Source organism: Vibrio sp. HB236076 (assembly GCF_040957575.1).
In the GTDB taxonomy this organism is placed as follows: domain Bacteria; phylum Pseudomonadota; class Gammaproteobacteria; order Enterobacterales; family Vibrionaceae; genus Vibrio.
This window is the reverse complement of record NZ_CP162601.1, coordinates 33844-59678: the sequence shown is the minus strand read 5'-3', so window position 1 is coordinate 59678 and position 25835 is coordinate 33844. Positions and strand designations below refer to the sequence as shown.

Annotated in this window: 15 protein-coding genes and 5 tRNA genes; 8 read left to right on the top strand and 12 right to left on the bottom strand. The window is 48.7% G+C overall.

All coding sequences use genetic code 11. The features are described 5' to 3' along the window. Positions 1 to 152: 152 nt before the first annotated feature. The 7 genes from AB0763_RS00255 to AB0763_RS00225 all read left to right on the top strand — a co-directional run bounded on the left by AB0763_RS00255 (position 153) and on the right by AB0763_RS00225 (position 13046). Complete coding sequence (locus tag AB0763_RS00255; RefSeq protein WP_306101781.1) at positions 153 to 1493, top strand: serine/threonine-protein kinase; 1341 nt, start codon at positions 153 to 155, stop codon at positions 1491 to 1493. After that, entirely contained in the window at positions 1493 to 2938 is a 1446-nt protein-coding gene (locus tag AB0763_RS00250; RefSeq protein ID WP_306101780.1) for a chromosome partitioning protein ParA, read from the top strand. The genes AB0763_RS00255 and AB0763_RS00250 overlap by 1 nt, the downstream gene beginning before the upstream one ends. Positions 2939 to 3044: 106 nt before the next feature. Continuing rightward, positions 3045 to 3623: an ECF-type sigma factor gene (locus AB0763_RS00245; protein WP_306101779.1), complete on the top strand. Its 579-nt coding sequence runs from the start codon at positions 3045 to 3047 to the stop codon at positions 3621 to 3623. After that, entirely contained in the window at positions 3623 to 5203 is a 1581-nt protein-coding gene (locus AB0763_RS00240; RefSeq protein ID WP_306101778.1) for a hypothetical protein, read from the top strand. Before AB0763_RS00245 ends, AB0763_RS00240 begins: the two co-directional genes overlap by 1 nt. A gap of 186 nt (positions 5204 to 5389) precedes the next feature. Then, entirely contained in the window at positions 5390 to 8449 is a 3060-nt protein-coding gene (locus AB0763_RS00235; RefSeq protein ID WP_306101777.1) for a hypothetical protein, read from the top strand. A 265-nt stretch (positions 8450 to 8714) separates the two neighbouring features. Then, positions 8715 to 9872, top strand: coding sequence for an efflux RND transporter periplasmic adaptor subunit (locus tag AB0763_RS00230; protein WP_306101776.1), 1158 nt, complete (start codon positions 8715 to 8717; stop codon positions 9870 to 9872). Positions 9873 to 9875: 3 nt separating this feature from the next. Further along, a complete protein-coding gene (locus AB0763_RS00225; protein ID WP_306101775.1) occupies positions 9876 to 13046 on the top strand; it encodes an efflux RND transporter permease subunit in 3171 nt (1056 codons plus the stop codon). Positions 13047 to 13172: 126 nt separating this feature from the next. On the opposite strand, the gene AB0763_RS00220 is transcribed toward AB0763_RS00225, so the two are convergent. The 11 genes from AB0763_RS00220 to rep all read right to left on the bottom strand — a co-directional run bounded on the left by AB0763_RS00220 (position 13173) and on the right by rep (position 23574). Beyond that, on the bottom strand, positions 13173 to 14069 hold the full coding sequence (locus AB0763_RS00220) for an SPOR domain-containing protein (RefSeq protein ID WP_306101774.1): 897 nt from the start codon (positions 14067 to 14069) through the stop codon (positions 13173 to 13175). Between the two features lie 240 nt (positions 14070 to 14309). After that, on the bottom strand, positions 14310 to 15248 hold the full coding sequence (locus AB0763_RS00215; protein WP_306101773.1) for an ABC transporter permease: 939 nt from the start codon (positions 15246 to 15248) through the stop codon (positions 14310 to 14312). 2 nt (positions 15249 to 15250) lie between these two features. Then, positions 15251 to 16228, bottom strand: coding sequence for an ABC transporter permease (locus tag AB0763_RS00210; RefSeq protein WP_306101772.1), 978 nt, complete (start codon positions 16226 to 16228; stop codon positions 15251 to 15253). 115 nt (positions 16229 to 16343) lie between these two features. Beyond that, positions 16344 to 17900 (bottom strand): ABC transporter substrate-binding protein, encoded by a 1557-nt coding sequence (locus AB0763_RS00205; protein WP_306101771.1) that lies wholly within the window; start codon positions 17898 to 17900, stop codon positions 16344 to 16346. A 133-nt stretch (positions 17901 to 18033) separates the two neighbouring features. Continuing rightward, complete coding sequence (locus tag AB0763_RS00200; protein WP_306101770.1) at positions 18034 to 19743, bottom strand: ABC transporter ATP-binding protein; 1710 nt, start codon at positions 19741 to 19743, stop codon at positions 18034 to 18036. A 971-nt stretch (positions 19744 to 20714) separates the two neighbouring features. Next, positions 20715 to 20791, bottom strand: a tRNA-Pro gene (locus AB0763_RS00195). A 25-nt stretch (positions 20792 to 20816) separates the two neighbouring features. Next, positions 20817 to 20892: transfer RNA gene (locus AB0763_RS00190), tRNA-His, on the bottom strand. 59 nt (positions 20893 to 20951) lie between these two features. Further along, positions 20952 to 21028: transfer RNA gene (locus AB0763_RS00185), tRNA-Pro, on the bottom strand. Between the two features lie 56 nt (positions 21029 to 21084). Continuing rightward, positions 21085 to 21160: transfer RNA gene (locus AB0763_RS00180), tRNA-His, on the bottom strand. Between the two features lie 30 nt (positions 21161 to 21190). Next, positions 21191 to 21267, bottom strand: a tRNA-Arg gene (locus tag AB0763_RS00175). A 291-nt stretch (positions 21268 to 21558) separates the two neighbouring features. Further along, positions 21559 to 23574, bottom strand: coding sequence for a DNA helicase Rep (rep, locus tag AB0763_RS00170; protein WP_306101769.1), 2016 nt, complete (start codon positions 23572 to 23574; stop codon positions 21559 to 21561). Between the two features lie 182 nt (positions 23575 to 23756). Here rep and AB0763_RS00165 point away from each other — a divergent pair, with 182 nt between their 5' ends. After that, positions 23757 to 24050 (top strand): accessory factor UbiK family protein, encoded by a 294-nt coding sequence (locus AB0763_RS00165; protein WP_306101768.1) that lies wholly within the window; start codon positions 23757 to 23759, stop codon positions 24048 to 24050. 169 nt (positions 24051 to 24219) lie between these two features. Here AB0763_RS00165 and ilvC read toward each other — a convergent pair whose 3' ends face one another. After that, positions 24220 to 25704 (bottom strand): ketol-acid reductoisomerase, encoded by a 1485-nt coding sequence (gene ilvC / locus AB0763_RS00160; RefSeq protein ID WP_306101767.1) that lies wholly within the window; start codon positions 25702 to 25704, stop codon positions 24220 to 24222. Positions 25705 to 25835: the final 131 nt, after the last annotated feature.

The following is a 25835-nucleotide window of genomic DNA, read 5'->3' as shown; positions in this document are numbered from 1 at the left end:
CAGAATCTCGGCGGTGTGAATGACAACAAAAAATGACAACAAAAAAAGCGCCGACAAATAAAAAATAAATATTTACAAACAAAAAAATTAATATTAAAAATATAATAAATACAAACAATAAAACTGAATAAAAAGTCAGTAACACAAATCAATTGTCAGTAAAAACAACCGGGGCTACGGCGGTGTATTATCACTTACTCGACCTTAGCCGTGCGCAGCAAAAAGCGCAGCTCGACGCATTAGCCAAAGACCAGCCAGCACTCTATCATCAAGTCAAACAATGGCTCGATAGCGGTGAGGATGAAGCCTACACCGAACTCTTTGCGCATCATGCACAACACCTAGATCAGCCGTCTTTATCACTCACCGGTGTCAATATTGGCAGATATTCCTTACAAGAAGAGATCGGCCGAGGTGGCATGGGCGTGGTGTATTGCGCCAAGCGCGCCGATGATACCTTCGAACAAGATCTCGCGATTAAATTCATTCAACCCTCTACCTCGTCGATCCTTGGCCAACAAACCCTGTTTCATGAAGCGCAAATTCTCGCTCACTTAAATCATCCCTATATTGCCAAAGTCTTTGATGGCGGCCTGTACCAAGACATGGTGTATATCGCGATGGAAAAAGTGGAAGGCCAAACATTAAGCCAGTATCTAAAATCAACACCCTTAGAACAAAAAGAAGTATTACGTTTGGTAGAAAAAGTGGCCCTTGCACTAGAGCACGCGCACCAAAAACACATTTTGCACGCCGATTTAAAACCCGACAATATTTTGATTGACCGCGATGGCAACCCAAAACTGATCGACTTTAACATTACTCAAAAAGTCCGTGATAAAGCCTCGCAAAGCCCTGATTTTATCGTGGCCTGTCACCGCGAATTTGCCAGTCCAGAGCAGTGCCAAGGCGATTACTTAACCGCGCAAAGCGACGTGTTCTCACTGGGAAAAATTATGGCGGTGATCTTTAAGACCTTATCGCGTACCCAACCTCGTTATACCATCAGCAAAGACCTGGCCTTGATCATAAACAAAGCCACACAACAGCAGAGTGAAGCGCGCTATCCATCCATGGCGGCATTGCGCCAAGACATCCAACACCTGCTCACCCGCCGGCCGATTTCACTGCGCAATCAACCCACTTATCGATTAATCCTTTTGCTGCGCCGCCGCCCAGTCACGTGTGGTTTAGCCTTCGCTTTACTGCTTTGTGCCACCGTCTTTACCAACGCGATTATCAAGGCCAATGCGCAGTTAAAACAGGAGAAAGTCATCGCCGAAGACATGATGTTTGAAGTCACCAGCTTGCTGTACCACAGTAAAAATATCGACGAACGCTCTTTTGAATCGATGTTAGATGTCACCCGACGGCGTATTTTGGCCAGCCCAGACTTACCTGACGAACTCAAACAAAAAATGCTGTTTGCCATGATGACCCCGATCCCCAAAAAACACTATTTCGGCTCTTCTTCACAAGGTTCTCAAGATTGATGCACTACACACTCATATTATTCGCCTTACTCGCTCTACTGCCTAACGCGGTGTCGGCGAATAAGGCCACGCCACAAGTCGGCTATTTTATTGATGCGCCGGTAACCGGGCTTTACTACTACACCTCTTCGGGGCTCTCTGGCGTGACCGATAAGGGCGGCTTTTCCTATCGAGAAGGGGATACGGTCGATTTTTTCTTGGGCAACCGCCAAGAGGGAATCCTCTTGGCCAGCACCTCGGCCAAACCAGTGATCACCCCCCTCCAAATCAGCACGCAAACCACCCATAGCGTTAATCTTACGCGCTTGTTGATGTCATTAGATAACCAGCCAAAAGAGCGTGATCACATCGTTGTCGACACATCAACAAGTGTACTCGAGCCTTGGCTAGATACATTGCGCAACGTGGACTTTAGCTACTTAGATCAAGCCTTGTTACCTCTGGCTAAAGAGCTGGTTTCCGGACAAGAAGCGCTCGCACACTTAGTCAACAGTCAGCAGTACATTCAAGAGCGCTTTACTTCCCCCAAGGTTATCTTCGAGCCGTTTGATCAGCCAATGACCGAGGTGATGATTCGTCAAAAAGACATCGAAGGTAACATTTGCACCTTTAATTTGGATTTTCGCCATCGCCGCCCCTTTTCCCCGCCGATCGCAGTGCAAGAGTTCACCGTCCGTTCGGATCGCGTCACCGTTAAATCATCAACCGGGGATCGCTTTAGCCATTGTCACCTACAACCTCAACCCGCCACAACCCAACATATTGATGTGAATGAACTAAAGGGCGTCCCTGGTGTGATTGGCTGTGCACTGCAAGGGTGTACCCACAATGACTTGAATGGCTTTTCGATTGAAGATCGCCAAGACGATGACGACTGGAACTATCGCACCTTTGCCATGAGCTTTGATCCGCAAACCCAAATATCGATGCAGAAAATTCAAGGCCTGGGCGCTCACCCCAAGCTCGCTCACGACAATCAAGAACAGACGATTCGCTTTGTGTACCCAACGGCCAAAGCGCAACGCATTCGCTATCAAGGCATTTGGCGTGAAAACCATTACGCCAATCACCAGAACAGCGAGCGCTGCCTGCGCATCACCGACACGCGCGTATTTCGCTCAGAGACACCGCCGCAACAGGGCCGTTGCAGTACCCAAACCGCTCATTATTCCCATGACGTAACCCATGAATTTAAAGATATGTGGTGGCTAGACAACCGCGACGATGACGCCTGGCCTTTACTGGCGCAAATGAATACCCAGGTGCGTTGGCGCACGCCCGACCGAGTCGACCACTTTACCCGCTGGGAGTATTTGCCCAACGGCCCCTTGTGGCAGAAAGGCATTTTGTATCGCTACCAAATGCGTTTACAACATCAAGCCAAAGGCTATCCACAATTGGACACCTTGGCCATATCGCAATTGGTTAAGCTCACTGAGCAGTGATTTTCTTAACGCGGTTGTCGAGGAGTTTGACACCACCCGATGACCTGTCAATTGGTTAGATTGACATTCGATAACACGGAAAAATGGATTGAATTTGGAGCCTATCATGGAGCAAGACAAACCCTGTGCCCTCACCGAGATCATAGTTAAATGGCAACATGGCGACAAACAAGCAGAAAGCGAACTGTACCAATTCACTTACCTAAAATTGCGTGAACTGGCGCAAAATGCCCGTCAGAAAAGCGGACAAAAGTTTGGTTTTAGCAATCAAGTGTTAAGCGACAGCATCAACAATACTACGGCCCTTATCCACGATGCTTACCTGCGCATGTCGACGATGGACCGCCACAGCATCGCCAGCACTCGTGAGTTTTTATTGATGGCGGCCAAAGTCATGCAACAGATATTAATCGATCACGCCAGAAGCACCCAAGCGCAAAAACGCCAACACAATACGCCGAGCTACGATCTACACGACAATAAGATCGATGCGTTACTCAGTGTGAATCAAGTGCTTGAACACTTTAGCGATCATTACCCCCGTCAATCCGACGCCTTTAAATTAAAATATTTAATCGGCATGAAAAATCAAGAAATCAGCCAACTACTCGAGTGCAGTTGCAGTTTAATCGAAAAAGATCTCAAGTTTTCGCGCTCTTGGTTAGCCAGTAAGGTCGCCAATTAATGTCGCCGAAACACGCAGTGCTCTTAGTTTTGGTTGGCCTCTCTGCATTGCTTTTTTGGCCGCGCAGTGAAAGCACACCCCCCACTTTAGAAGCGAAGCCCAGTACTCGGCCTGTCTCCGAGTCTGTGCTCGCCAACAAGCCATGGCGTCACCGCGAGCCCGTCACTCATGTGATTCACGCCCGTGTTGGCGATGCCGTCAAAGGCGGGGTCAAAACCAGCCCAAGTGAGACCTCATTCACCATTGAGCCCAAAAGTGACCAAGAGGCACAAGCGATCAGCACCAGCAACGAGGTCCTAAGCGCGCACACTGTGTTCACCTCTGCCCCTGAAGCAGCAACGCCCACACCGGGCAACCGCAAGCCCGTGGTCAACCCGGTGGTCTACGCACAACTGAAAAAACAGATTGCTCAATGGGACATCACCCCAGGCAACCGATTTAGCTATCGCCTCGATACCACAGGGTTATTTGAAGACCCAGAGGGGAACTTTTTAACCCTCAGAAGCCACACCGACCACACCGGGATTCGCCTGTATCAATCTGGCAGCTGGCGAATACAAGGCGCCATCAGTGCAACGCAAGCACCTGTAAGCGCGGCGCTAAGCTTTGCCGCCCGCGACAGTTATCACGGCGTAGAAGAAGAGGCCTGGGTCGAGGTGTCTTTTTCACTGCCGATTTCCGATGACGACAGCGAGCGAGCACACCCTTTGATCGACGACGTGCTCTATCGACTCAACAGCAGTGAAACGTTTAACAATCAGCTTTATGAATACCAAGTGGTGTATTGCGAGAGCTTTCTCTTGACCAATAATGTGGTGTATTACGCGCAAAGCGAGTCGCAAAGTACTTGCCCCAGTCGCGATCAATTAGCCCCGATAGGCAGTTATCAACGCATCAGCGCCACCGTCAGTGACACCGACGACCTAGAGCTCTCACTGCAAAGCGATCGGCTTGCCTCCCAACGCTGGCAGGTAAAATGGCAATACGAGGCCGACGCCAATGGCGGTGAAAGCGTACTCACCTCAACCTATGATGGCGCGAACTATCACAGTTACAGCTTTATCAAAGATCAAAGCGCCATGGAACAGCGTTTAACCGTCTCCACCGGCTTATCGACAGACATTACCGCTTTTCCCTATCCCTTACTTGACGAAAATGGCGATTACTTTATTTCTAGCTCGGGCAACTACATTGCCGAGGAGCGGCTGTGGGGCAATACTTATGTGGACTCTTTGTACACCATGGAGTCAGACATGAACATTCAATCTGCCGAGCGCAGCCTCTATTGCGAGCAATACCTGCCGTATTTTGAAAGCTCAGAGGTCGGGGGGGTCGGCGAATACGGCACCATCATTTCTTCCTCAGCGACCAGTGATTCGGCAATAGAGTGCGATGAGTTTTGGCATCCTTATTGGAACCAGTATTTCATTTTTCTCGATCTCGACTTTGATGACTACGCCGAGTTTATCGATGGCAATCGCTACAGTTATGTACTGCAACCCAAAGTGCAATACCGCGATCGCTTAGAGGCTTTTCGCATCAACCTTATCTACCACAAACCTGAGGACAGCGCTTATTAACGTTTAATACGGATAAAAAATAAAAAAATTTACGGACTTTTTTACAAACTTCGTATCTAGCGCCACAACCATCTGTTGGTTATAACCACTACATCGACGCGACGTCATCATAAAAAATCACCGTCACTCACAACGTCTTTGGCTAGATATAAAAAAATAGAATATAAAGCAAGGAACAAAAACATCATGAAAAAAGCGCTTATTGCAACGTCAGTCGCTATTGCCCTTTCTGGCTGTGGTGGCGGAGGCAGCAGTGACTCAGGCTCCTCATCCAACAGCAGCTCGTCGACCAGTACGTTTACCGCCATTGACGGCTACCTAAAAAATGCCGTGGTCTTTATCGATACGGATAAAGATGGCGTATGGGACAGCACCAGCGATACCTTTCTCGGCTTAACCGATGAATCCGGTACGATTTCCACCTCACAAAGCTTGTCAGCAGAGGACTTGGTCGCGGTGCAAACCCTGATCCCCGGTGGTGACAATCAAGCCGCCCTACTGACCCTCAACCCAGATCAATACGCCGGCTTATACACGGTAGATATGGACAACCCGGGCCAAGCCATGGCCTACGAAGTGGTATTTCGCGCGCCGACGACTTCCTCCGTCATTACGCCGATCACCAGTCTCGTCGCAGATAAAATGGCAGCAGGCAGTACCGAAGAAGACGCGGTTAACGAGGTCAAGGGCCTATTGGATCTGGCCGAAGACAGCAACGCCGTATACAGCGACTACATCAACGACAGCTCATCGAGTAATGTCTTACACAAATTGGCCCAGTCTCTGACCATCGCACAGGCGAATGATGTCTCAACCAGTGACAGCACCGTTGAAACGCTCGTTACCCAAATTGGTACACTCAGTGATGAAGATCTCGACAATGAGAACTACCAAATTGTGCTGAGCTCAGATGGCGATGAACAGCAAGTCAGCACCTCGACCAACACAAAACTGACGGTTGATAGCGACATCATCGACATTATCCAAGCGGGGCTAGACAGCTTAACGCTCACCGTCAATGGTACCTTAGACGCTGAGTTTGATCTTAGCTACCTAATGAGCGACACCGATCAGCAAAGCATCACGCTTAGCCTGTCTGATGCCACGATCTCAACTCTCAGCAGCCATGGGATTGACTACACCCTCACCGACCAAGTGCTAACCCTGACCAGCGACGCCCTACAAACCGCCGCGAACAACATCCAAATTGTGATTCAAGCGGACGATTACAACAGCCTTGGCACCGACATGGGCACCGTTGCCACTGCCGTAACGTTTGATATCGCGTCGGCCAACACCGCACCCACGGTGGATTCAGGCAGCGAAATCAGCATTGCCGATACCATCGCAAATTGGTCTTTACAAGTCGGTGTAGAAAGCACCAACAGCGTGGATATTTCAAGCTTGTTTGTTGATGAGGACACCCTCACATACAGTGCTAACACCACAGACAGTGGGCTTGTTGCCAGTATTAGCCAGGGGCTATTAACCGTATCCGGCACGCCGACCCGCGCAGGCAGTCTCACCATTAGCCTCTTCGCTGAAGATGGCGTCAATGCAGAAACCAGCGCCACCTTTACCGCGACGGTCAGCACAGGCAACACCGACAGTACCGAGGACAGCGAAGATGAGAGCAGTGATGATCAAAGTGTGTCACTGGCCTTCACTTCGGCGATGTTCAATGGCCAAACCTGGAAAATGGGCACTTTTAACGCCGGTGACAACGAGCTTGCCTACGTGCGTTTTAGCACTCTAGCCTCGGGCGACGTTGAGTTTTGCGTCACATCAGAAAACAAAATCAGTGACAGCGACAGCAGCGCCTCTTGGCAAGCACAGCTCAAAAGTGCCGACAGCCGAGATGTCTCATTTGACGACGCTTACTGTGTCGATGGCACCCTTACCGAACAGGGCACCCTTGTTCAGGACGACGGTACCACCTTCACTGTCGCCTACCTCAATCAAGATGGTAACGACTATCAACTGATCGTCATGGCCGATGATGAAATGTTGTGGTTAGATTCTAGCGAGGCCGCCTTTGAGCAATTCTTAAACATCAGTCATAGTGATGGTGAGTTTGAATATACCTTGGCCGATGACCGCACCGATCGCGATGAGCTTGAGCCCCTGCTCGATACGGTTCAATTTAACCTCACTTCGGGCGAGTCTACTTCAGGGACCTACCTGCTCAACGCCTATGGCTATGACGTCACCGTCGATGGGTTCCAAGGTAGTTGGTCTCAAGAAAGCAATACCGTCCTAAACTTGGTCGAACCGTTCGATGGCTCTTATGCTCGCAATAACTACCGCGTCCGCGATTTTGGTGACATCTCGATTTACATTACCGATAAATACGCCGATGGCGAAAATGGCTACTTCCAGATAAAATCGGATAATGCAGAGACACTAATCAGCCTGTATCGCGCTTGGGTCGCCGGCAACAGTCCTGCCAATCAAACCATGGATGACCTGGTTGACCAAACCTTGTACTCGATTGTCGCTTCAGAAGATGACGACAACATCAGTGACAACCTTTGCCATGCCCTGCGCTTTAACAGCGACGGCACGTGGGATTACGCCGAAGGCACCAGCACGACTGAATGCAATGCCGAACTGGTCGAAATGGGTACGTACCATCTTGCTGATGACGTCATCACGGCCGAATTTACTGAGACCGATGAAGATGGCACAGAGTTTAGCCGTGATATGACCTTAACCGTCAAAGCCAGTACCGACGATGGCAGCCAGTATGTGCTTAGCTCGGTGATCGTCAATGAAGGTTTAGAGACTTTTACCGTCTTTACGTCACAAACCGATGCGCAAGCGCGACTGAATGTGCAATCTGACGGTGAGGCTAGCGAGCGTCAATTTACCCAGTTGCTCAACCTCAATGGCGATGATGACTATCGCGAGGTCCTCGTCACGGTCGCCCTCAGAGCCTCCAGCGAAGACTCCGGTTTATACGATGCCGATGTGTTATTCAATAGCCTTGACGGCAGTGACATCACCTGTGAAATGGTCACCGAACACTTTGATACCCTCACCTTGGTCGGTACTGGCAGCGTAATTTACCCAGACGCTTGTTTCGACAATGAAGAAAATAACGTTTCTTACGCCACCTGGGATCTCGATATTGACAATGACCTCAGTGTCGATACCGTGTATAGCTTAAGCGCCCAATCAAGCAATGGTTACACCCCTGATGTCAACCTGTCCGTCACCTGGACCGGTACCAGTAATAACGAATAATCCTTGCCTGTTCGTTATCTTAAGCTCCGCACTCGCGGAGCTTTTTTTATTGTCTACCAATCTGATTCCGCCTCTTTACCCCGCCAAGGTGACCGGCTATTTCGCCTTGATGGCCAGCGCACCTTGATGAATAATGGCTTAACCCAGTGTTAACCTACGAGCAAACTATAATAGGTTATTCTGATAGGATCATACTTATCGCTTTTTCGGACCAATCGACCTGAATTAGCGCACATTCCACGATTTTGTTGAGGAGTAAATCAAGATGGCAAAAGGTTCCACCTTTTTTCGCTACAGTCTCATCGCTATTGGTCTCACTGCGGTGCTCACCGGTTGCCAACCCGAGGCATCGGACCAAGCCGCGGCCAGTAGCCAACAGCAGCCTGCAACCCCTGTTGATGTCATCAAGGTGACACAAAGTCCACTCACTCTTACCAGCAGCCTGCCTGGCCGAACCACCGCTTACCGCACCGCTCAAGTTCGTCCTCAAGTTCAGGGAATCATTCTTAAGCGCTTATTTGTCGAAGGCAGTATGGTGGAAAAAGGCGATGTGCTGTATCAACTTGATGATGCCACTTACAAAGCCACACTGGCCAGCGCGAAAGCGACGCTCGCTCAAGCTCAGGCCAACCTAACCAGCGCGGAATACGATGCCAAACGCTATGCTCGCTTGATCAAAACCAATGCCGTCAGTCAACAAGACAACGACGAAGCACAGGCGACCTACAAGGCGGCGTTAGCCACCGTAGAAGCCGCTAAAGCCGAGGTCAACAGTGCGCAAATTAACTTGGGCTACACCAGTATCAAAGCGCCAATTTCAGGGCGTATCGGCCGCTCAAGTGTCACAGAAGGCGCGCTGGTCACTGCCAACCAAACCGACAGCTTAGCGACGATTTACCAGCTTGATCCCCTATATGTCGACCTTTCACAACCGAGTAATCAACTACTTAAATTGCGCCAATCCGCGCAAGGTGAAGAACAACAAATAAAAGGCATTAAAGTTTTCCTCGACGATGGCACACCTATTGAGCAAACCGCAACCTTGCAATTTGCCGAAGTCAACGTCAATGAAACCACGGGAACCGTGAATGTACGCGCCATCTTGCCAAACCCAAACAATACGCTGTTACCTGGCTTGTTTGTCCGTGCCCAAGTGCCGACCGAAAAACGCAGCGATGCGATCACCGTGCCGATGAAAGCCGTCAGCCGTGACAGCCGAGGGCAAGCCCATGTGTTTGTCGTGACGAAAGACAATACCGTAGAAGACAGAGTGATTGTGGCTAACTCGAACGTCGGTACCCAGTGGGTCGTCGATTCTGGCCTGACTGCAGGTGAGCAAATCGTCATCAGCGGCTTGCAAAAAATTAAAGCCGGGGCCTCGGTCGCTCCAAACCTTATCGAAGAGTCAACGCAGGAAAACTAAGTTATGTCTCGATTCTTTATCAATCGCCCAGTGTTTGCCTGGGTGATTGCCATCATCATCATGTTGGCAGGGGTGCTGTCGATCATGAACTTGCCGGTCTCACAGTACCCTAATATTGCCCCGCCAACGGTGTCGATATCTGGGAACTATTCCGGCGCCTCAGCACAAACCATAGAAAACAGTGTTACTCAAACCATTGAGCAAAACATGACTGGGGTCGATAACCTCTTGTACATGTCGTCAACCAGTTCGTCTTCCGGCTCATTCCAAGTCACCTTGACGTTTGCCACAGGAACGGACTCCGACATCGCTCAAGTTCAGGTGCAAAACAAACTCTCTTTGGCGGAGTCGAGCTTACCGGATACCGTGGTGAACTCCGGCATTACCGTCGCCAAAACGTCCAGTGACTTTTTGATGGTAGTGGGCTTTGTATCCGAAGATAACAGTATGGATAACATTGAGATTTCTGACTACATGTCCTCCCACATCAAAGACTCGCTAAGCCGGGTCGCCGGTGTCGGTGACGTGACAGTCTTTGGTTCTGAGCACGCCATGCGCATCTGGCTGGATCCACACAAACTCAACAAGTACGGTTTGACCCCATCCGATGTCACGACTACCATCAGCGCACAAAACACCCAAGTGTCGGTGGGCCAACTCGGCCAAACCCCAGCGGTAGAAGGGCAACAACTCAATGCCACCATCATGGCACAAAGTCGGTTAACCACGGTTAAAGAGTTCCAAAACATTTTACTGAAAGTCTCGTCGGATGGCTCACAAATCCGCCTGCAAGACGTTGCTCGAGTCGAACTGGGGGCACAGAGTTATACCGCGGCCTCTTTCTACAATGGCGATTACGCCTCTGGTATTGCAATTAAACTGGCGACGGGCGCCAATGCACTTGAAACCGCCAACGCAGTACGGGCAAAAATCGACAGTTTAAAGAATGACTTACCTCAAGGTCTGTCGGTTGTTTACCCTTACGACACCACCCCGTTTGTCAAAATTTCTATTGAGGAGGTGGTACACACCTTACTTGAAGCGGTGGTGTTAGTTTTCTGCGTCATGTTCTTGTTCCTACAAAACTTTCGCGCCACCATCATCCCCACCATTGCCGTGCCTGTGGTCCTTTTGGGTACCTTTGCGATCATGGAAGCCTTTGGCTACTCAATCAACACGTTAACCATGTTTGGCCTCGTACTTGCCATCGGCCTATTGGTTGATGACGCCATCGTCGTGGTCGAAAACGTCGAACGCGTTATGGCTGAAGAAGGCTTAGGGCCAAAAGAAGCAACCCGTAAATCCATGGGCCAAATCACTGGCGCCTTGGTCGGTATTGCCTTAGTTCTGAGTGCTGTATTCGTCCCGATGGCCTTCTTTGGTGGCGCGGCCGGTGAAATTTATCGTCAGTTCTCCGTCACCATTGTGTCGTCTATGGCGCTCTCGGTCTTAGTGGCGTTGATACTGACCCCGGCCTTGTGTGCCACTATTTTAAAACCGCACAAACCCGGTGGTGGTCATATCAAGCGCGGTCCTATTGCTTGGTTTAACAACGCGTTTGACAAGGGCACTCATGCCTACAGCCGTTCGGTCTCTAAAGGGATCAAGCGCACTTTCCGCTATGTGATCATCTACGCGGTTTTACTGGCAGGCTTGGCTCACTTGTGGAATAAAATCCCAACCGGTTTCTTGCCAGAAGAAGACCAAGGCGTCTTCCTCTCCATCGTGCAGTTGCCTTCTGGATCGACTCGCCAAGAAACGGTCAAAATCCTCAACCAAGTCAAAGACCACTTTGTCAACGATGAAAAAGAAGCGGTTGTCTCTGTCTTTACCGTTGCTGGCTTTAGCTTTGCCGGTGAAGGGCAAAACATGGGTATGGCCTTTGTACGTTTAAAAGACTGGAGCTTGCGTACTGATCCCTCGTTATCGGCCAATGCGGTGATTGCGCGCTCTTACCCAGCGTTTGCGCAGATTAAAGGCGCTCAAATTTTCAGCTTCAACTTACCCGCGATTCGTGGCCTAGGTACCGCCAGTGGCTTTGAAGCTTACCTGGTTGATACAAATAACGCTGGTCACCAAGCGCTGATCCAAGCGCGTAACCAATTGCTCGGTATGGCCGCCCAAGACCCGATCTTAACCGGGGTGCGCCCGAACGGCATGGAAGATACACCGCAATTCCACATCGATATTGACTATGAGAAAGCCATGGCAATGGGTCTATCGGTCGCCGATATCAACAGCACCTTATCAACCGCGTTAGGCTCGAGCTACGTCAACGACTTTATCGATGATGGCCGAGTAAAAACGGTGTACGTTCAAGCCGATGCGCCTTATCGAATGAACCCAGATGACCTGTCACTCTGGCACGTGCGCAACAGCGATAACGAAATGGTGCCCTTTGATGCTTTTGCCACCACAAGTTGGACCTATGGCTCACCGCGTCTTGAGCGTTATAACGGCAGCTCAGCCGTTAACATTCAGGGCTCGGCGAGTGCCGGTTACAGCACCGGTGATGCGATGGCTCAGATACAAAAACTGGTTGAACAGCTGCCGTCTGGCTTTGAGATTCAGTGGACTGGGACGTCTTACCAAGAAATTCAATCTGGCTCTCAAGCGGTGTACTTGTACGCGCTTTCCTTGCTGATTGTTTTCTTGTGTTTGGCCGCCCTGTACGAAAGCTGGAGTGTGCCTTTCTCCGTGATTTTGATTGTGCCTTTGGGTATTTTTGGCGCGATTGTCGCTGCGACGATTAAATCGCTCTCTAACGACATCTACTTCCAAGTCGGCCTGTTAACCACGATCGGCTTATCGGCGAAAAACGCGATTTTGATCGTTGAGTTTGCCAAAGCCATGTACGACGAAGGCATGGATTTGGTCAAAGCCACCGTAGAAGCCTGTCGTATGCGTTTGCGCCCGATCATCATGACATCGATGGCATTCATCCTCGGCGTTCTGCCATTGGCATTGAGCTCTGGGGCAGGCGCAGTGAGCCGCAATGCCATTGGTTGGGGGGTTGTTGGTGGTATGCTGGCCGCGACCTTCCTGGCGATCTTCTTTGTCCCTGTCTTCTATGTCATGGTCATGAAGCTGTTCAAAGTCAAACGAGCGGACACCAGTGCAGAACCCGTGTCAACCGAGATTGAGAACAAGCCCGCTGAGATAGAGAATAAATAGCTCACGGCTCGCTTGGGGAACACACTCCAAGCGAGTGCTTAACTCAGTAAAAGATAGCAACGAATCAAAAGCCCAAACCCTCACCTGAGGATTTGGGCTTTTTCTTTCATCGTCTCTCGCATCCGTTTACGCTTTTGCGGTGCACATAACATTCAACATAGAACTGCCTTTTAACTCGGTCACTCGACCATCGGCAAACAAGCCTTTGCGTGCCAGTCCCCAATAGGGCAACTGCAACGGCCACTGCTTGCGCTCCATTTCTTGGCTACTGAGTAAGGTTTTAAACTCTTCACCAGTCACCAAACGCATTTTCATTTGTTGGCAGACCACCTGAGCTTCTTGAAAGTCGAGGCGATTCCAAGGCTGACCATACTCCATATAGAATTCGTGGCGATTGTCTTTGAGATAAGGTACGACAAACTCACGGCCTGCCAAGGTCAACGCTCGCTTTTTAATGATTTGACCACCAGACTGAGGGGCCTTTTTCACCGGCGCAGTAGACTGGGTGACCGCATTGCGGACAACCGGCTTTGAGTTAGAAGGCACCCTTGGCGCCGTGGTCTGATCTGGCTCACCAATCGTCACCACCCGAATAAAGGCTTGGCGATAATCTGCCAATGTTTTCACGCGCTTAAGATCTTGGCTGGCATTGGTGAAATTCGAATAAGGCCCAATCAAGCAACGATATTGACGGCCTTCGGGCTTGAGTAAAACATGGGCGCGAATCTTTTGTTGGATTGGTTTTGCTTGTTGCACAGTCAGTGGCTTGGCCAGTAAACCACACTGAATCCAAAAGTTTTGTTTTTTATCCGACGGCGACTTTTTGCCCCACAAGCCTTTGCCAATCGGGCAATTCGACTCTAACAGTGGCAACGCATTGGCACGACTTTGCCGCGCATCACACAAAAAATTGTCACTCTCGGCCATCACTGGGGCGACAAAAGAAAAAGGCAACGCCAAAATACTCATTTGAAGGCCAATTAAAGGCCAAGCCTTGCCTTTAGATGCCTTGTTAATCTCCATAAGCACGTCTCATCATCGTATAAAGTGATTGTCTTCGTCGATACCCTGATGGCATCAGACACAACTCATACCAAACGCATTCAGTATGGGGCTCAAACTGATACCGGAACAGCTTGAGTTAGACTGTTATAAACATAGACCACAGGTTTCATTAAGCAAAAAAAGAGCCGCTTTGTTAAGCCGCTCTTAGTTTAATGAGATTTTTAAAGGCAAATCAATCCAGTGGATCGCACATTTGCATTAACCTTTATAAATTTTCGGGTTGAAGACATCGCGCAACCAATCGCCCAGCAAGTTGATCACCAGCACCAAGGTGACCAGTACTAACCCGGGAAACGCGGTAATCCACCAAGAGCCAGAAAAGATATAGTTAAACCCGATACTGATTAATGAGCCCAACGACGGCTGATCGACCGGCAAACCAAGTCCTAAGAAGGACAACGCGGCTTCCGACATAATGGCATTGGCCACTTGCACCGTTGAAATCACCAAAATGGGCGACAAGCAGTTTGGCAAAATGTGGCGAAACATAATGCGCGGTGCTTTAAGGCCCATCACACGAGACGCTTCCACGTATTCTTTTTCTTTTTCTGCCAAAACAGACGCACGTACCGTACGTGCGTATTGTGGCCACTCAGCAATACCGATGATCACTACCAGCATCAACACCGCATACTGGCTATAAAAATCACTGCCAAAGCTGGCTTTGAAAATCGCCGAGACGATAATCGCCACCATCATGGTTGAAAAAGACAATTGAATATCCGCACAACGCATCAAAAAGCTGTCAATACGACCGCCAAAGTAGCCGGCACACAAGCCGACGACAATACCGAGTATCAGTTGCAAACCCACCGCGAGAAAGCCAATGGTGAGTGATAGGCGAGCACCGTAGAGAATGGTCGATAAAATATCGCGGCCTTGGTCATCCGTCCCCAGCAAGAACTGGCTTTCACCACCGTCCATCCACGCTGGAGTCAGCTCTGAATTCATGATATCGATGCTGGCCAAATCATACGGGTTGCTCGGTGCGATCACCGGGGCGGCAAACGCCACCAACAGCATGAAAACAAAAATGACAAAGCTGGTCATGGCGACCTTGTCTTTTAAAAAGTAGTAAACGATGTCGGATTGACGAAAACGCTGCCAACGAGAGGCTTGAGAATGAGACGTCGTCATGGTTATGCTCCTTTACCGGTCAAGTTAACCGTTGGGTTAATCAAGCCGTACAACAAATCAACCACCGTGTTGGTCACGACAAAGATCAAGCCAACAAAAATGACATAAGCGGTAATTAACGGTGTATCAACGCGGTTTATTGCTTCGAGGAATAAAAAGCCCATCCCCGGCCACTGGAACACGGTTTCGGTCAAAATCGTGTAGGCGACCATGGTGCCAATTTGTACTCCCCCTACCGTCAGTACCGGTAGCATGGTGTTTTTTAGCGCGTGTTGGTAATAAATTTTATTCAGGGCTAAGCCTTTCGCCTTGGCAAACTTAATGTACTCTGAGCCCAACACTTCGAGCATTTCGGAGCGCACCAAGCGAATGAAAAGCGGCAACATAATGGAAGCCAATGAAATACAAGGCAAAATAAGATGCAACAAACCATCGATCGTAAACAAGCCTGAGTCCCACCCCAAGATATCGGACGTCTCACCCCGTCCATAGGAAGGCAACCATCCCAAAGAAATCGAAAAGACGTACATCAACAAAATGGCGGTCAAGAAAACGGGGATAGAAATGCCGACACTACTAAAGGCCATGATGACTTTGGTCCACCAACTTTTAGGGTGAATGGCCGAATACACGCCTAGGGGAATCGACAGAGCGATAATTAACAGGGTCGCCCCAAACACCAACTCCAGTGTCGCGACCATTTTATCGAGAATGACATCGAGTGCTGGGCGCTTAAAGAAATAAGATGTGCCTAAATCCCCTTGCACCGCGGCAGTAATAAAGCGTTGGTACTTAACGATAAAAGGATCGTTAAGCCCGAGTTCGTCTCTCAATGCTTGTCGCTCAGCATCGGAAACCGATTGGCCAACCAGTTCGCGTAACGGGTCACCTAAATTATCTTGAATGGCAAACGCCACCAGACTGATCACAAACATCACTATCAGTGCCTGAAATAGGCGTTGAATCAGAAATGAAAACATTTCCTGCCCCTTCCTTTCCTTGAATTGTCTGCCAAAGCAGATTGGGTATGTCAGCAAGTGAAATAAGCGCATCACAGGCTGACACTGTAATGCGCTTTAATCGGACTATAAGTGGTTATTCGGTAACGACAAGATCGCCTAAGTAAGGGAAGTTCATTGGGTTAACAATCGGCTTGATGTCGACGTTAGACTTCGCACCCCAAGCCAGGTTTTGCCAATGCAGCGGAACAAAGGCCGCGTCGTTGTACAACGTAGTTTCGACTTTTTGCAGTAACACAGCGCGTTTTGCAGGATCGGTTTCCACGTTGGCATCCATCACTAACTTGTCAACTTCCGGATTCGAGTAGTGACCACAGTTGTACTGACCTTGACCGGTTTCTTCGTTGCGTGTCATCGCCAAAAATTCAGTGAAGTTGGCCGAATCTTCCGTATCGGCGTGCCAACCAATCATCAGCATATCCGCGGCACACTTATCAAACTCTGGCCAGTATTGGGCTTTTGGCATGGTTTTCAAATCGACTTTGATACCGATTTTAGCCAGCATACTCGCCGCCGCTTGAGCAATTTTGGCATCGTTGACATAACGGTTGTTCGGCGCAATCATGCTCAACTCCAAACCGTCTTCATAACCCGCTTCTTTCATCAGCGCCTTCGCTTTGTCTAGGTCGAAGCGCGGCTTGAGCTCTGGGTTGTGACCGGCATAACCGGTTGGGCTTTGTTGCGCTGCCGCTGTGGCAAAACCGCGCATGATTTTCTTGGCAATCCCTTCGTTGTTGATCGCATACACGATCGCTTGACGCACGCGCACGTCTTTCAGTGCAGGGTTGGCATTTTGGTTGAGTTGGAACTCAATGATGCGCGTACCAGGCAAGGTCACCAAATCAACGCCGTCAGCGCTGTCTACACGCTTGAGATCGTTAGGCGCGACGGGGGCAATCATATCCACATCACCTGAAAGCAACGCGGCAACGCGAGTCGCATTTTCTTTGATTGGCACCAACGTCAGATGATCAACATTGCCCTTGCTGTCTTTATCCCAGTAGTCGGCAAAGCGCTTAAATTCGGTTTTTACGCCTTGCTCACGAGAAGTAATGGTGAAAGGCCCCGTACCTGATGCATTGGTTGAAGCGTAAGAATTACCGTGCTTAACAATCTCACCTTTGTCTTTACCCTCATCGGTTTGACCGGTGTAAAATTTGCTGTCCATTGGGAAAATGTAGGTCGCGGTTTGCAAAACCAATGGGTAAGTACCCTTAGACACAATGTCGACGGTGTTGTCGTCAACTTTGACCATTTTCTCAAACGGTTCAAAGATGGCTTTAAAGTCTGGCGATGACTTCAGACGGTTAAAGGTCCATACGACATCGTCCGCCGTCATGGTGTTACCCGAGTGAAACTTCACCCCTTCGCGCAAGTGAAAACGGAACGTATGATCATCAACACGCTCCCATTTGCTCGCCAAACGCGGTTCAAACTCAAGGTCTTGGGTGTAGCGAACCAAAGGGTCAAACACCATATGAGAAACCTGTAGTGTCGCACCCGACAATTGCTCTTGAATATCCAAAGAGACAGGATCGGCATCGTAAGCCACCGTGATGTCGGCAGCGTTAACCGATGCGAAAAGCCCTGTCGCCATCATGGCAGCGAGCAATTTGGTTTTCATTAATTTCATGCATAGCTCCTTATGCGGGAAAGCATTCCCTATTTGTGTTGTTGTTCTTTCACTGTGGCCTCGGACGAAACTCCAAGGCCTTTTTTTGGTTGATATTACAATCGACTCAAACCATCACCGCCGATAAATCAGACTACGCGATATCCTCGCGCAGGCCAGTAAACGCCGGCATTAACGAAATCAACTGCTGGCTATAAGGGTGTTGCGGCGAGGTAAATAGCGTTTCCGTCTCAGCCACCTCGAGCAAAGTGCCTTTTTGCATGACACCCACGCGGTCGCACATTTGGCGAATCACCGGCAGATCGTGGCTGATAAACAGCATGGTCAAATCTAACTCTTGCTGTAAATCTTTCAGTAAATTCAAGATTTGTGCTTGTACAGAGACATCGAGTGCCGAGGTTGGCTCATCACAAATCAACAAACGAGGACGCGTCGCCAAAGCACGAGCAATCGAAATGCGCTGACGTTGACCACCAGAAAACTCATGGGGAAATTTCAGCCCCGCTTTTTGTCCCAACCCCACGTAATCGAGCAAGTCATTGACGATACTGCGCACCTGAGCATCGTTGTCCGCTAAGCGGTGAAAGCGAATGGGCTCTGCAATGATGTCAAACACCTTCATACGCGGGTTCATCGACGTATAGGGGTTTTGAAACACCATTTGCATTTGACGGCGAAACGGACGGCGCTCGTTTTCAGACTTTAGCGCCGTCAGGTCGATGCCTTCAAAGGTGACCTGACCGGAATTGGGTGGGTATAAACCGGCAATAACGCGAGCAATCGTCGATTTACCAGACCCCGACTCCCCCACTAAGCCAAAGGTTTCCCCTTCTTTAATCTCAAAGCTGACATCGTTAGACGCTTGAACGTATTCACGGCGACTGGCAAACAGCGAGTCTTTGGTGGTAAAACGCAGATTGACCTTGTTCACGCTCAACAAAGGCCCTTGGTAATCACGCTGACTTTCTCGTTGACCTAGCCAGTGTGTTTTTAAATCAAAGTTTGGCGCCGCTTCGGCCTTTTCAATATAGGTGACAAGTGGAAAGCGATCGAGTTTTCGATCTGAACGCGGTACCGCAGAAATCAAACTGCGCGTGTACTCATGTGCCGGAGTCCCTAACACCTGAGCCGTCGGACCAAACTCCACAAGCTCACCTTGGTACATCACCGCCACTTTATCAGTGACATTCGACACCACACCCATATCGTGTGTGACCAACATACAACCTACGTTGTGAGTTACGCATAAATCGCGGATCAGGCCGAGAATTTGATCCTGAATCGACACATCCAGCGCAGTCGTTGGCTCGTCGGCAATGATCAGATCCGGCTCGGCAGCCAATGCAATGGCAATAACCACGCGCTGGCGCATACCGCCAGAAAATTGATGAGGGTATTGTTTGAGGCGATTTTCTGGCTGTGGGATCCCCACTTGCTGCATCAAGGTCAAGGCTCTTTGATACGCTTCCTGATCCGACACTTTCATATTGGCGTGGATCGTTTCTTTGAGCTGCTGCTCAACCGTAAATAACGGATTCAGCGAGGTCATGGGATCTTGGAATATGAAGCCGATCTTAGAGCCGCGAATTTGTCTCATGGCTTCTGGGGTTAGCCCTGATATTTTTTCACCGTCAAGAAAGACGTCGCCACCCGCAATTTTTCCTGGTGGACTAAGGAGATCGATCACCGCATTGCCGACGGTGGATTTACCGGCACCCGACTCTCCGACCACGCCAACAATTTCACCGCGCTCGATATTAAGAGACAAGGATTTGACTGCAGCATGTACCCCATGACGAGAGGGGTACTCAATGCGCAGGTTCTTCACTTCCAATAGTGACATGAAAACCTCAACTACCATGTAATGAATGGTTCATAGAGACCACTCATTGATCTGTATCCATACGAAACCGACAAAGGCTGCAAGGTATGCGCCATTTCTTACAAGATAGAAGAAAATCGGTGTTCAAAATTAACTAGTCGGACAAGTTCGCAAAAAAATAATGAAAATGCAATATGAAAGCAGATTATTTCATCAAAAAAATGATTTAAAACACATTTAACGCCATATTCAGCGCTTTTCCATATTTTATTGAGGTGAAAAGTGAATATTTAGTCAACAAAGAAAAGTAAAACGAGAGGGTAAAAACAAAAAATCATTATATAACAGACATTTAATATTATACCCAATATTAAGTGTAGTTTTTTATGCGCAATTTATGAGGAAATAGTACCAATCTGATTAGGTATGTGGTCAAGGATAGCGCAGAAAAAAGCTTGAGAACAAGGCACCTCTTTACTTAATAAAACAAGAATCGTCGTTGTTATTCGACAAGTGATGCTCTTAACGACGTTATCGAGTTTTTTAACCTGCTAGGGTGACTCGCGATTTAGTGTAATTGGTATCCGTATTTCAAGCGCGGCTTTTTTGCTGTCCAAAACGAATTTAGTGCACCGTTGCACCCTAAAAGCCCCCCATTGAGACAGGCCGTCAAAGCGCAATCGTTGAAAAGAAAGGTGATATGGCGGGCTTTCGTACGGCTAGGCTTCCAGACCCCGCCCCTCGGCTCACACACCAAAGCACAACCAAGCCAAACACACATTAATTACACCACAGACTAAAAACGAAAAAAGCCTCGTCATTGCTGACGAGGCTTTAAATAGTGGTCGGTGAAGAGGGATTCGGCGCGGCTGGGCTTCCAGACCCCGGCCCTCTGCTCACACACCAGAGCGCAACCAAGCCAAACACACATTAATTACACCACAGACTAAAAACGAAAAAAGCCTCGTCATTGCTGACGAGGCTTTAAATGGTGGTCGGTGAAGAGGGATTCGAACCCCCGACCCTCTGGTCCCAAACCAGATGCGCTACCAAGCTGCGCTATTCACCGACAAATTTTCATTCTCATAAAAGAATGGGGTGGCTAACGAGACTTGAACTCGCGACAACCGGAATCACAATCCGGGGCTCTACCAACTGAGCTATAGCCACCATCAAAACGTTGATAACTTGCGTTATCTATTTCTAGCAAACGGCTAGAAATAAAATAGTGGTCGGTGAAGAGGGATTCGAACCCCCGACCCTCTGGTCCCAAACCAGATGCGCTACCAAGCTGCGCTATTCACCGACAAGTGTTGTCCACTCAATGGACTTAGATACGCCTAAAGCCTATCTATAAAATAATGGGGTGGCTAACGAGACTTGAACTCGCGACAACCGGAATCACAATCCGGGGCTCTACCAACTGAGCTATAGCCACCACTTTGTTACCGAATTTTTACCTCTGGAATGGCACGCCCGAAAGGATTTGAACCTTCGACCTTTGGCTCCGGAGGCCAACGCTCTATCCAGCTGAGCTACGGGCGCATGCCCTATCGGCGGAGTGGAATAATACGGATATCACCCTAGGCCGTCTAGTGTTTTTTTAACTTTTTTTGTCAATTGATGGCTTTTTCAACAATTAACTAAAAAAACGAGCAAAAAAGCACGAAAAGGCTTGGCATCTATCCCTAAACACCCTCGACCACCAATATTGATTTTACAACCAGAGATAAAGTCTCTTTGGTAACCTACGCTAGAGTACGTGAAAGCGCCTCTTAGGTAAAGGGGCGACACCACACTATGTGAAGCTTAATTAACCTTATGAAAAATCAGCGCTTACTTTTTAAACATGGCTTTAATGTTCGCCAAATGCGCTTGGCCTTTTTTCATCCGCTCTTCTTGTGATATTGGCTTTTTCACCGTTTCCCATTCCACGTCGTCATAGGGCAACTCTTCTAAAAAGCGGCTTTGAGTGGGTTTGATCAACTCACCGTACTGACGACGCTCTTTACACATAGTGAAAGTTAACTCTCGTTGCGCTCTTGTGATCCCGACATACATCAAGCGACGCTCTTCATCGACATTACCTTCATCGATACTGGTTTGGTGTGGCAAAATCCCTTCTTCTGCACCGATTAAATACACATACGGAAATTCGAGACCTTTCGATGCATGCAAAGTCATTAATTGCACTGCATTGGCCTCTTCGTCATCCTCGCCGCGTTCCATCATGTCTCTTAACGTCAAGCGTTGTACCACTTCTTTTAACGTTTTTTCCTCTTGGTCTGGGTTATCCCCTTCGAGATCCGCGACAATCCAGCGATAGAGATCAGAGACGTTCTTCATCCGCATTTCCGCCGCTTTAGGGCTCGATGACGTTTCGTATAGCCAGTCTTCATAGTGAATATCACGCACCAAAGAACGCACTGCATCGACCGTATTACCACGCTCGGCTTGATCGGCGACAGACACTAACCACTGGGTGAATCGACGAAGGTTTTCCAGTCCTCTGCCCGTCAGGTGCTGCTCTAACCCCAGTTCAAAACTGCACTCAAATAAACTCTTTCCCCTCATATTGGCGTAAGTGCCCAATTTTTGCAGGGTCGCAGGGCCAATCTCACGTTTAGGGGTATTGACGATTCGCAAAAACGCGTTGTCGTCATCGGGGTTGACCAACACTCGTAAGTACCCCATGATGTCTTTGATCTCGGCACGGGCAAAAAAGGACGTTCCCCCAGATAATTTATAAGGAATGCGGTTTTGCGTCAGTGCCTTTTCCATCAAACGCGATTGATGGTTACCGCGGTACAAAATGGCATAATCACTGTATTGAGTGCGGTTGATAAACTGATGAGCAATTAACTCGCCGATAACCCGCTCCGCCTCGTGGTCTTCATTTTTAGCGACGATGACTTTGAGCTTCTCACCATCGGGGATTTCCGAGAACAAGGTTTTCTCATACACGTGGGGGTTATTGGCGATCAGAATGTTGGCCGAGCGCAAAATACGGCTGGTCGAGCGGTAGTTTTGCTCGAGCTTAATCAAGCGCAATGACGGAAAATCACTGCCGAGTAACACCAAGTTTTGTGGCTGAGCCCCACGCCAAGAATAAATAGACTGATCGTCATCCCCTACCACGGTTAAGCGCGCTCTTTCGCCGACCAAGAGTTTGACCAACTCATATTGACTCGTGTTGGTATCTTGATATTCATCGACCAATAAATAGCGAATGCGATTTTGCCAACGCTGACGGGCTTCTTCATTGTGACGAAGCAGCCAAACCGGCAGAGCGATCAAATCATCAAAGTCCAACGCATTGTACGCCTTCATCTGCTCTTGGTATTGCTCAAAACAAAAAGCAAACAGTTGCTGTTGTTCACCTTGCGCCATCGCTTTGGCCTGGTCAGGGGTTAACATGTCATTTTTCCAGTTTGAGATAGTACTCATTAACTGGCGCAAGAGATCTTTGTCGCCGTCGAGCTGCTTTTCGGTCAGCTCTTTTAGCAAGGCCATTTGATCTTGATCATCGAACAGCGAAAAGCCCGCTTTTAGGCCAAGCGCTTTGTATTCACGACGGATAATATTAAGGCCCAAGGTGTGAAAGGTCGATACCATTAACCCGCGTGACTCGGCCTTACCTAAGGTTTGAGCCACCCGCTCTTTCATCTCACGTGCCGCTTTATTGGTAAAGGTGACAGCAGCAATATTTCTGGCTTTGTAACCGCACTGCTGAACGAGATAAGCAATTTTATTGGTGATCACACGGGTTTTACCAGAACCTGCGCCCGCGAGGACGAGGCAAGGGCCTGAAACGTATTTAACCGCTTCGTCTTGTCGTGAATTCAGTTTCATTGGTGTACTCAAAGAAAAGAGAAAGGCGTTATGATAATCGGCCTATCTATAGAATGCCATCGCGAGGCGTGCAAAGATCAATCACAAGCGGGAAAATCCAACGTGAAATTTTTGACCAAAACAGGACTTTCAACACGTAATTACTTAATATAGCGTTAATACTGAAAGGAGTTTAGCGAAATATGTTTGATGCAAAAAAATTAGAGCAGGTCGCTCGCCAAATTCATGAATCCATGCCACAGCCAGTCAAAGATTTAGGCTCAGATATGGATCAAAAAATTCGCCAAGTGATTCAAGGCCAACTCAACAAATTGGACGTGGTAAGTCGCGAAGAGTTTGATGTACAGACACAAGTGCTGTTGCGCACCCGTCAAAAGCTGACAGAGATGGAGCAAAAACTCGATCAGTTAGAAGCTCGCCTAGCGGGTAACGACGAGACTAATGATAATGAAGACAGCGCACCACGTGCTGAGTAAATTGCCTTCGTGTGTCGTACCATAAAAAAAGAGGCCTGATGATCATCAGGCCTCTTTTGTATAGGTTGTGTTTGTTACTCTATTTTGAGTTTATATTTATTTTTTGCTCTTTATCGAGCTGACCGATTAAGGCCTATTTAGCCGCCCTTTACTCGAGCGGCTGTCATGATTAGCCGCCAACGGCGATGCGTTTCATGTCTGTCATGTAACCGCGTAGCTCACGACCAATTTTTTCAACTGGGTGGTTGCGCAAGGTTTCATTGATGTCGATAAGCTGTTGGTTATCCACTTGCTCAGACGCTTCACCAAGACCTTTACCAATCACATCCGTACCGATTGTTGGGATAAACTTCTCGCGAAGTAGTGGAGTGGCAACGTTTGCGAATAGGTAGTTACCGTACTCAGCCGTATCCGAGATAACCACGTTCATTTCGTACAAGCGCTTACGAGCAATCGTGTTTGCAATCAGTGGCAACTCGTGTAGAGACTCGTAGTAAGCAGACTCGTCAATGATGCCTGATGCGGTCATCGCTTCAAAAGCAAGCTCAACACCGGCGCGAACCATAGCGATCATCGCGATACCGTTGTCGAAGTACTCTTGTTCTGAGATTTCGATATCGCTCTCTGGGTAGTTCTCAAACGCGGTTTCCGCGGTTTCTGCACGCCAACCGAGTAGGTTCACGTCGTCGTTTGCCCAGTCAGCCATCATGGTGCTAGAGAATTCGCCAGCAATGATGTCGTCCATGTGCTTGTTGTAAAGAGGACGCATCAGCTCTTTAAGCTCTTCAGACAGCTCAAACGCTTTTACTTTTGCTGGGTTAGACAAGCGATCCATCATGTGTGAGATACCGCCGAACTTCAGTGCTTCTGTAATGGTTTCCCAACCAAACTGCAGCAGTTTACCTGCGTAGCCTGGTTCGATACCTTCAGCAACCATTTTCTCGTAACAAACGATAGAGCCAGCTTGTAACATACCGCATAGGATAGTTTGCTCACCCATAAGGTCCGATTTTACTTCAGCAACGAAAGAAGACTCTAGACAGCCAGCGCGGTGACCACCGGTTGCTGCAGCCCAAGCTTTTGCGATTTCAAGGCCATCGCCATTTGGATCGTTTTCTGGGTGAACCGCAATCAGTGTTGGTACACCAAAGCCACGTTTGTATTCTTCGCGCACTTCTGTACCTGGACACTTAGGAGCAACCATAACAACCGTTAGGTCTTTACGTACTTGCATGCCTTCTTCAACAATGTTGAAGCCGTGCGAGTAACCCAAGGTAGCGCCTTCTTTCATCAATGGCATTACCGTTTCAACTACGTTGGTGTGTTGCTTATCTGGCGTTAGGTTAACAACGACGTCTGCTTGTGGGATAAGCGTTTCGTAGCTGCCTACTTCAAAGCCATTTTCTTTGGCGTTTTTGTAAGACTGACGCTGTTCGTCGATCGCCGCTTGACGAAGTGCATAAGCAACGTCTAGACCTGAATCACGCATGTTCAAGCCTTGGTTAAGACCTTGAGCACCACAACCAACAATCACCACTTTTTTGCCTTTCAGGTAGTCTGCACCATTAGCAAACTCAGAGCGGTTCATAAAACGACAACGACCAAGTTGGTCTAGCTGCTCGCGCAAATTTAAAGTGTTGAAATAGTTAGCCATTGGGCTCTCCTTAAAAATTCTTTCCAAAGGTCGGTACTCTCTTACCGAATGACTTCATACTAGTGCAGACTTTTTGTTGCTTAAAGTGATATATTAACAACTTGTAATTGCAAAAAGTGCAACGTGAGGCT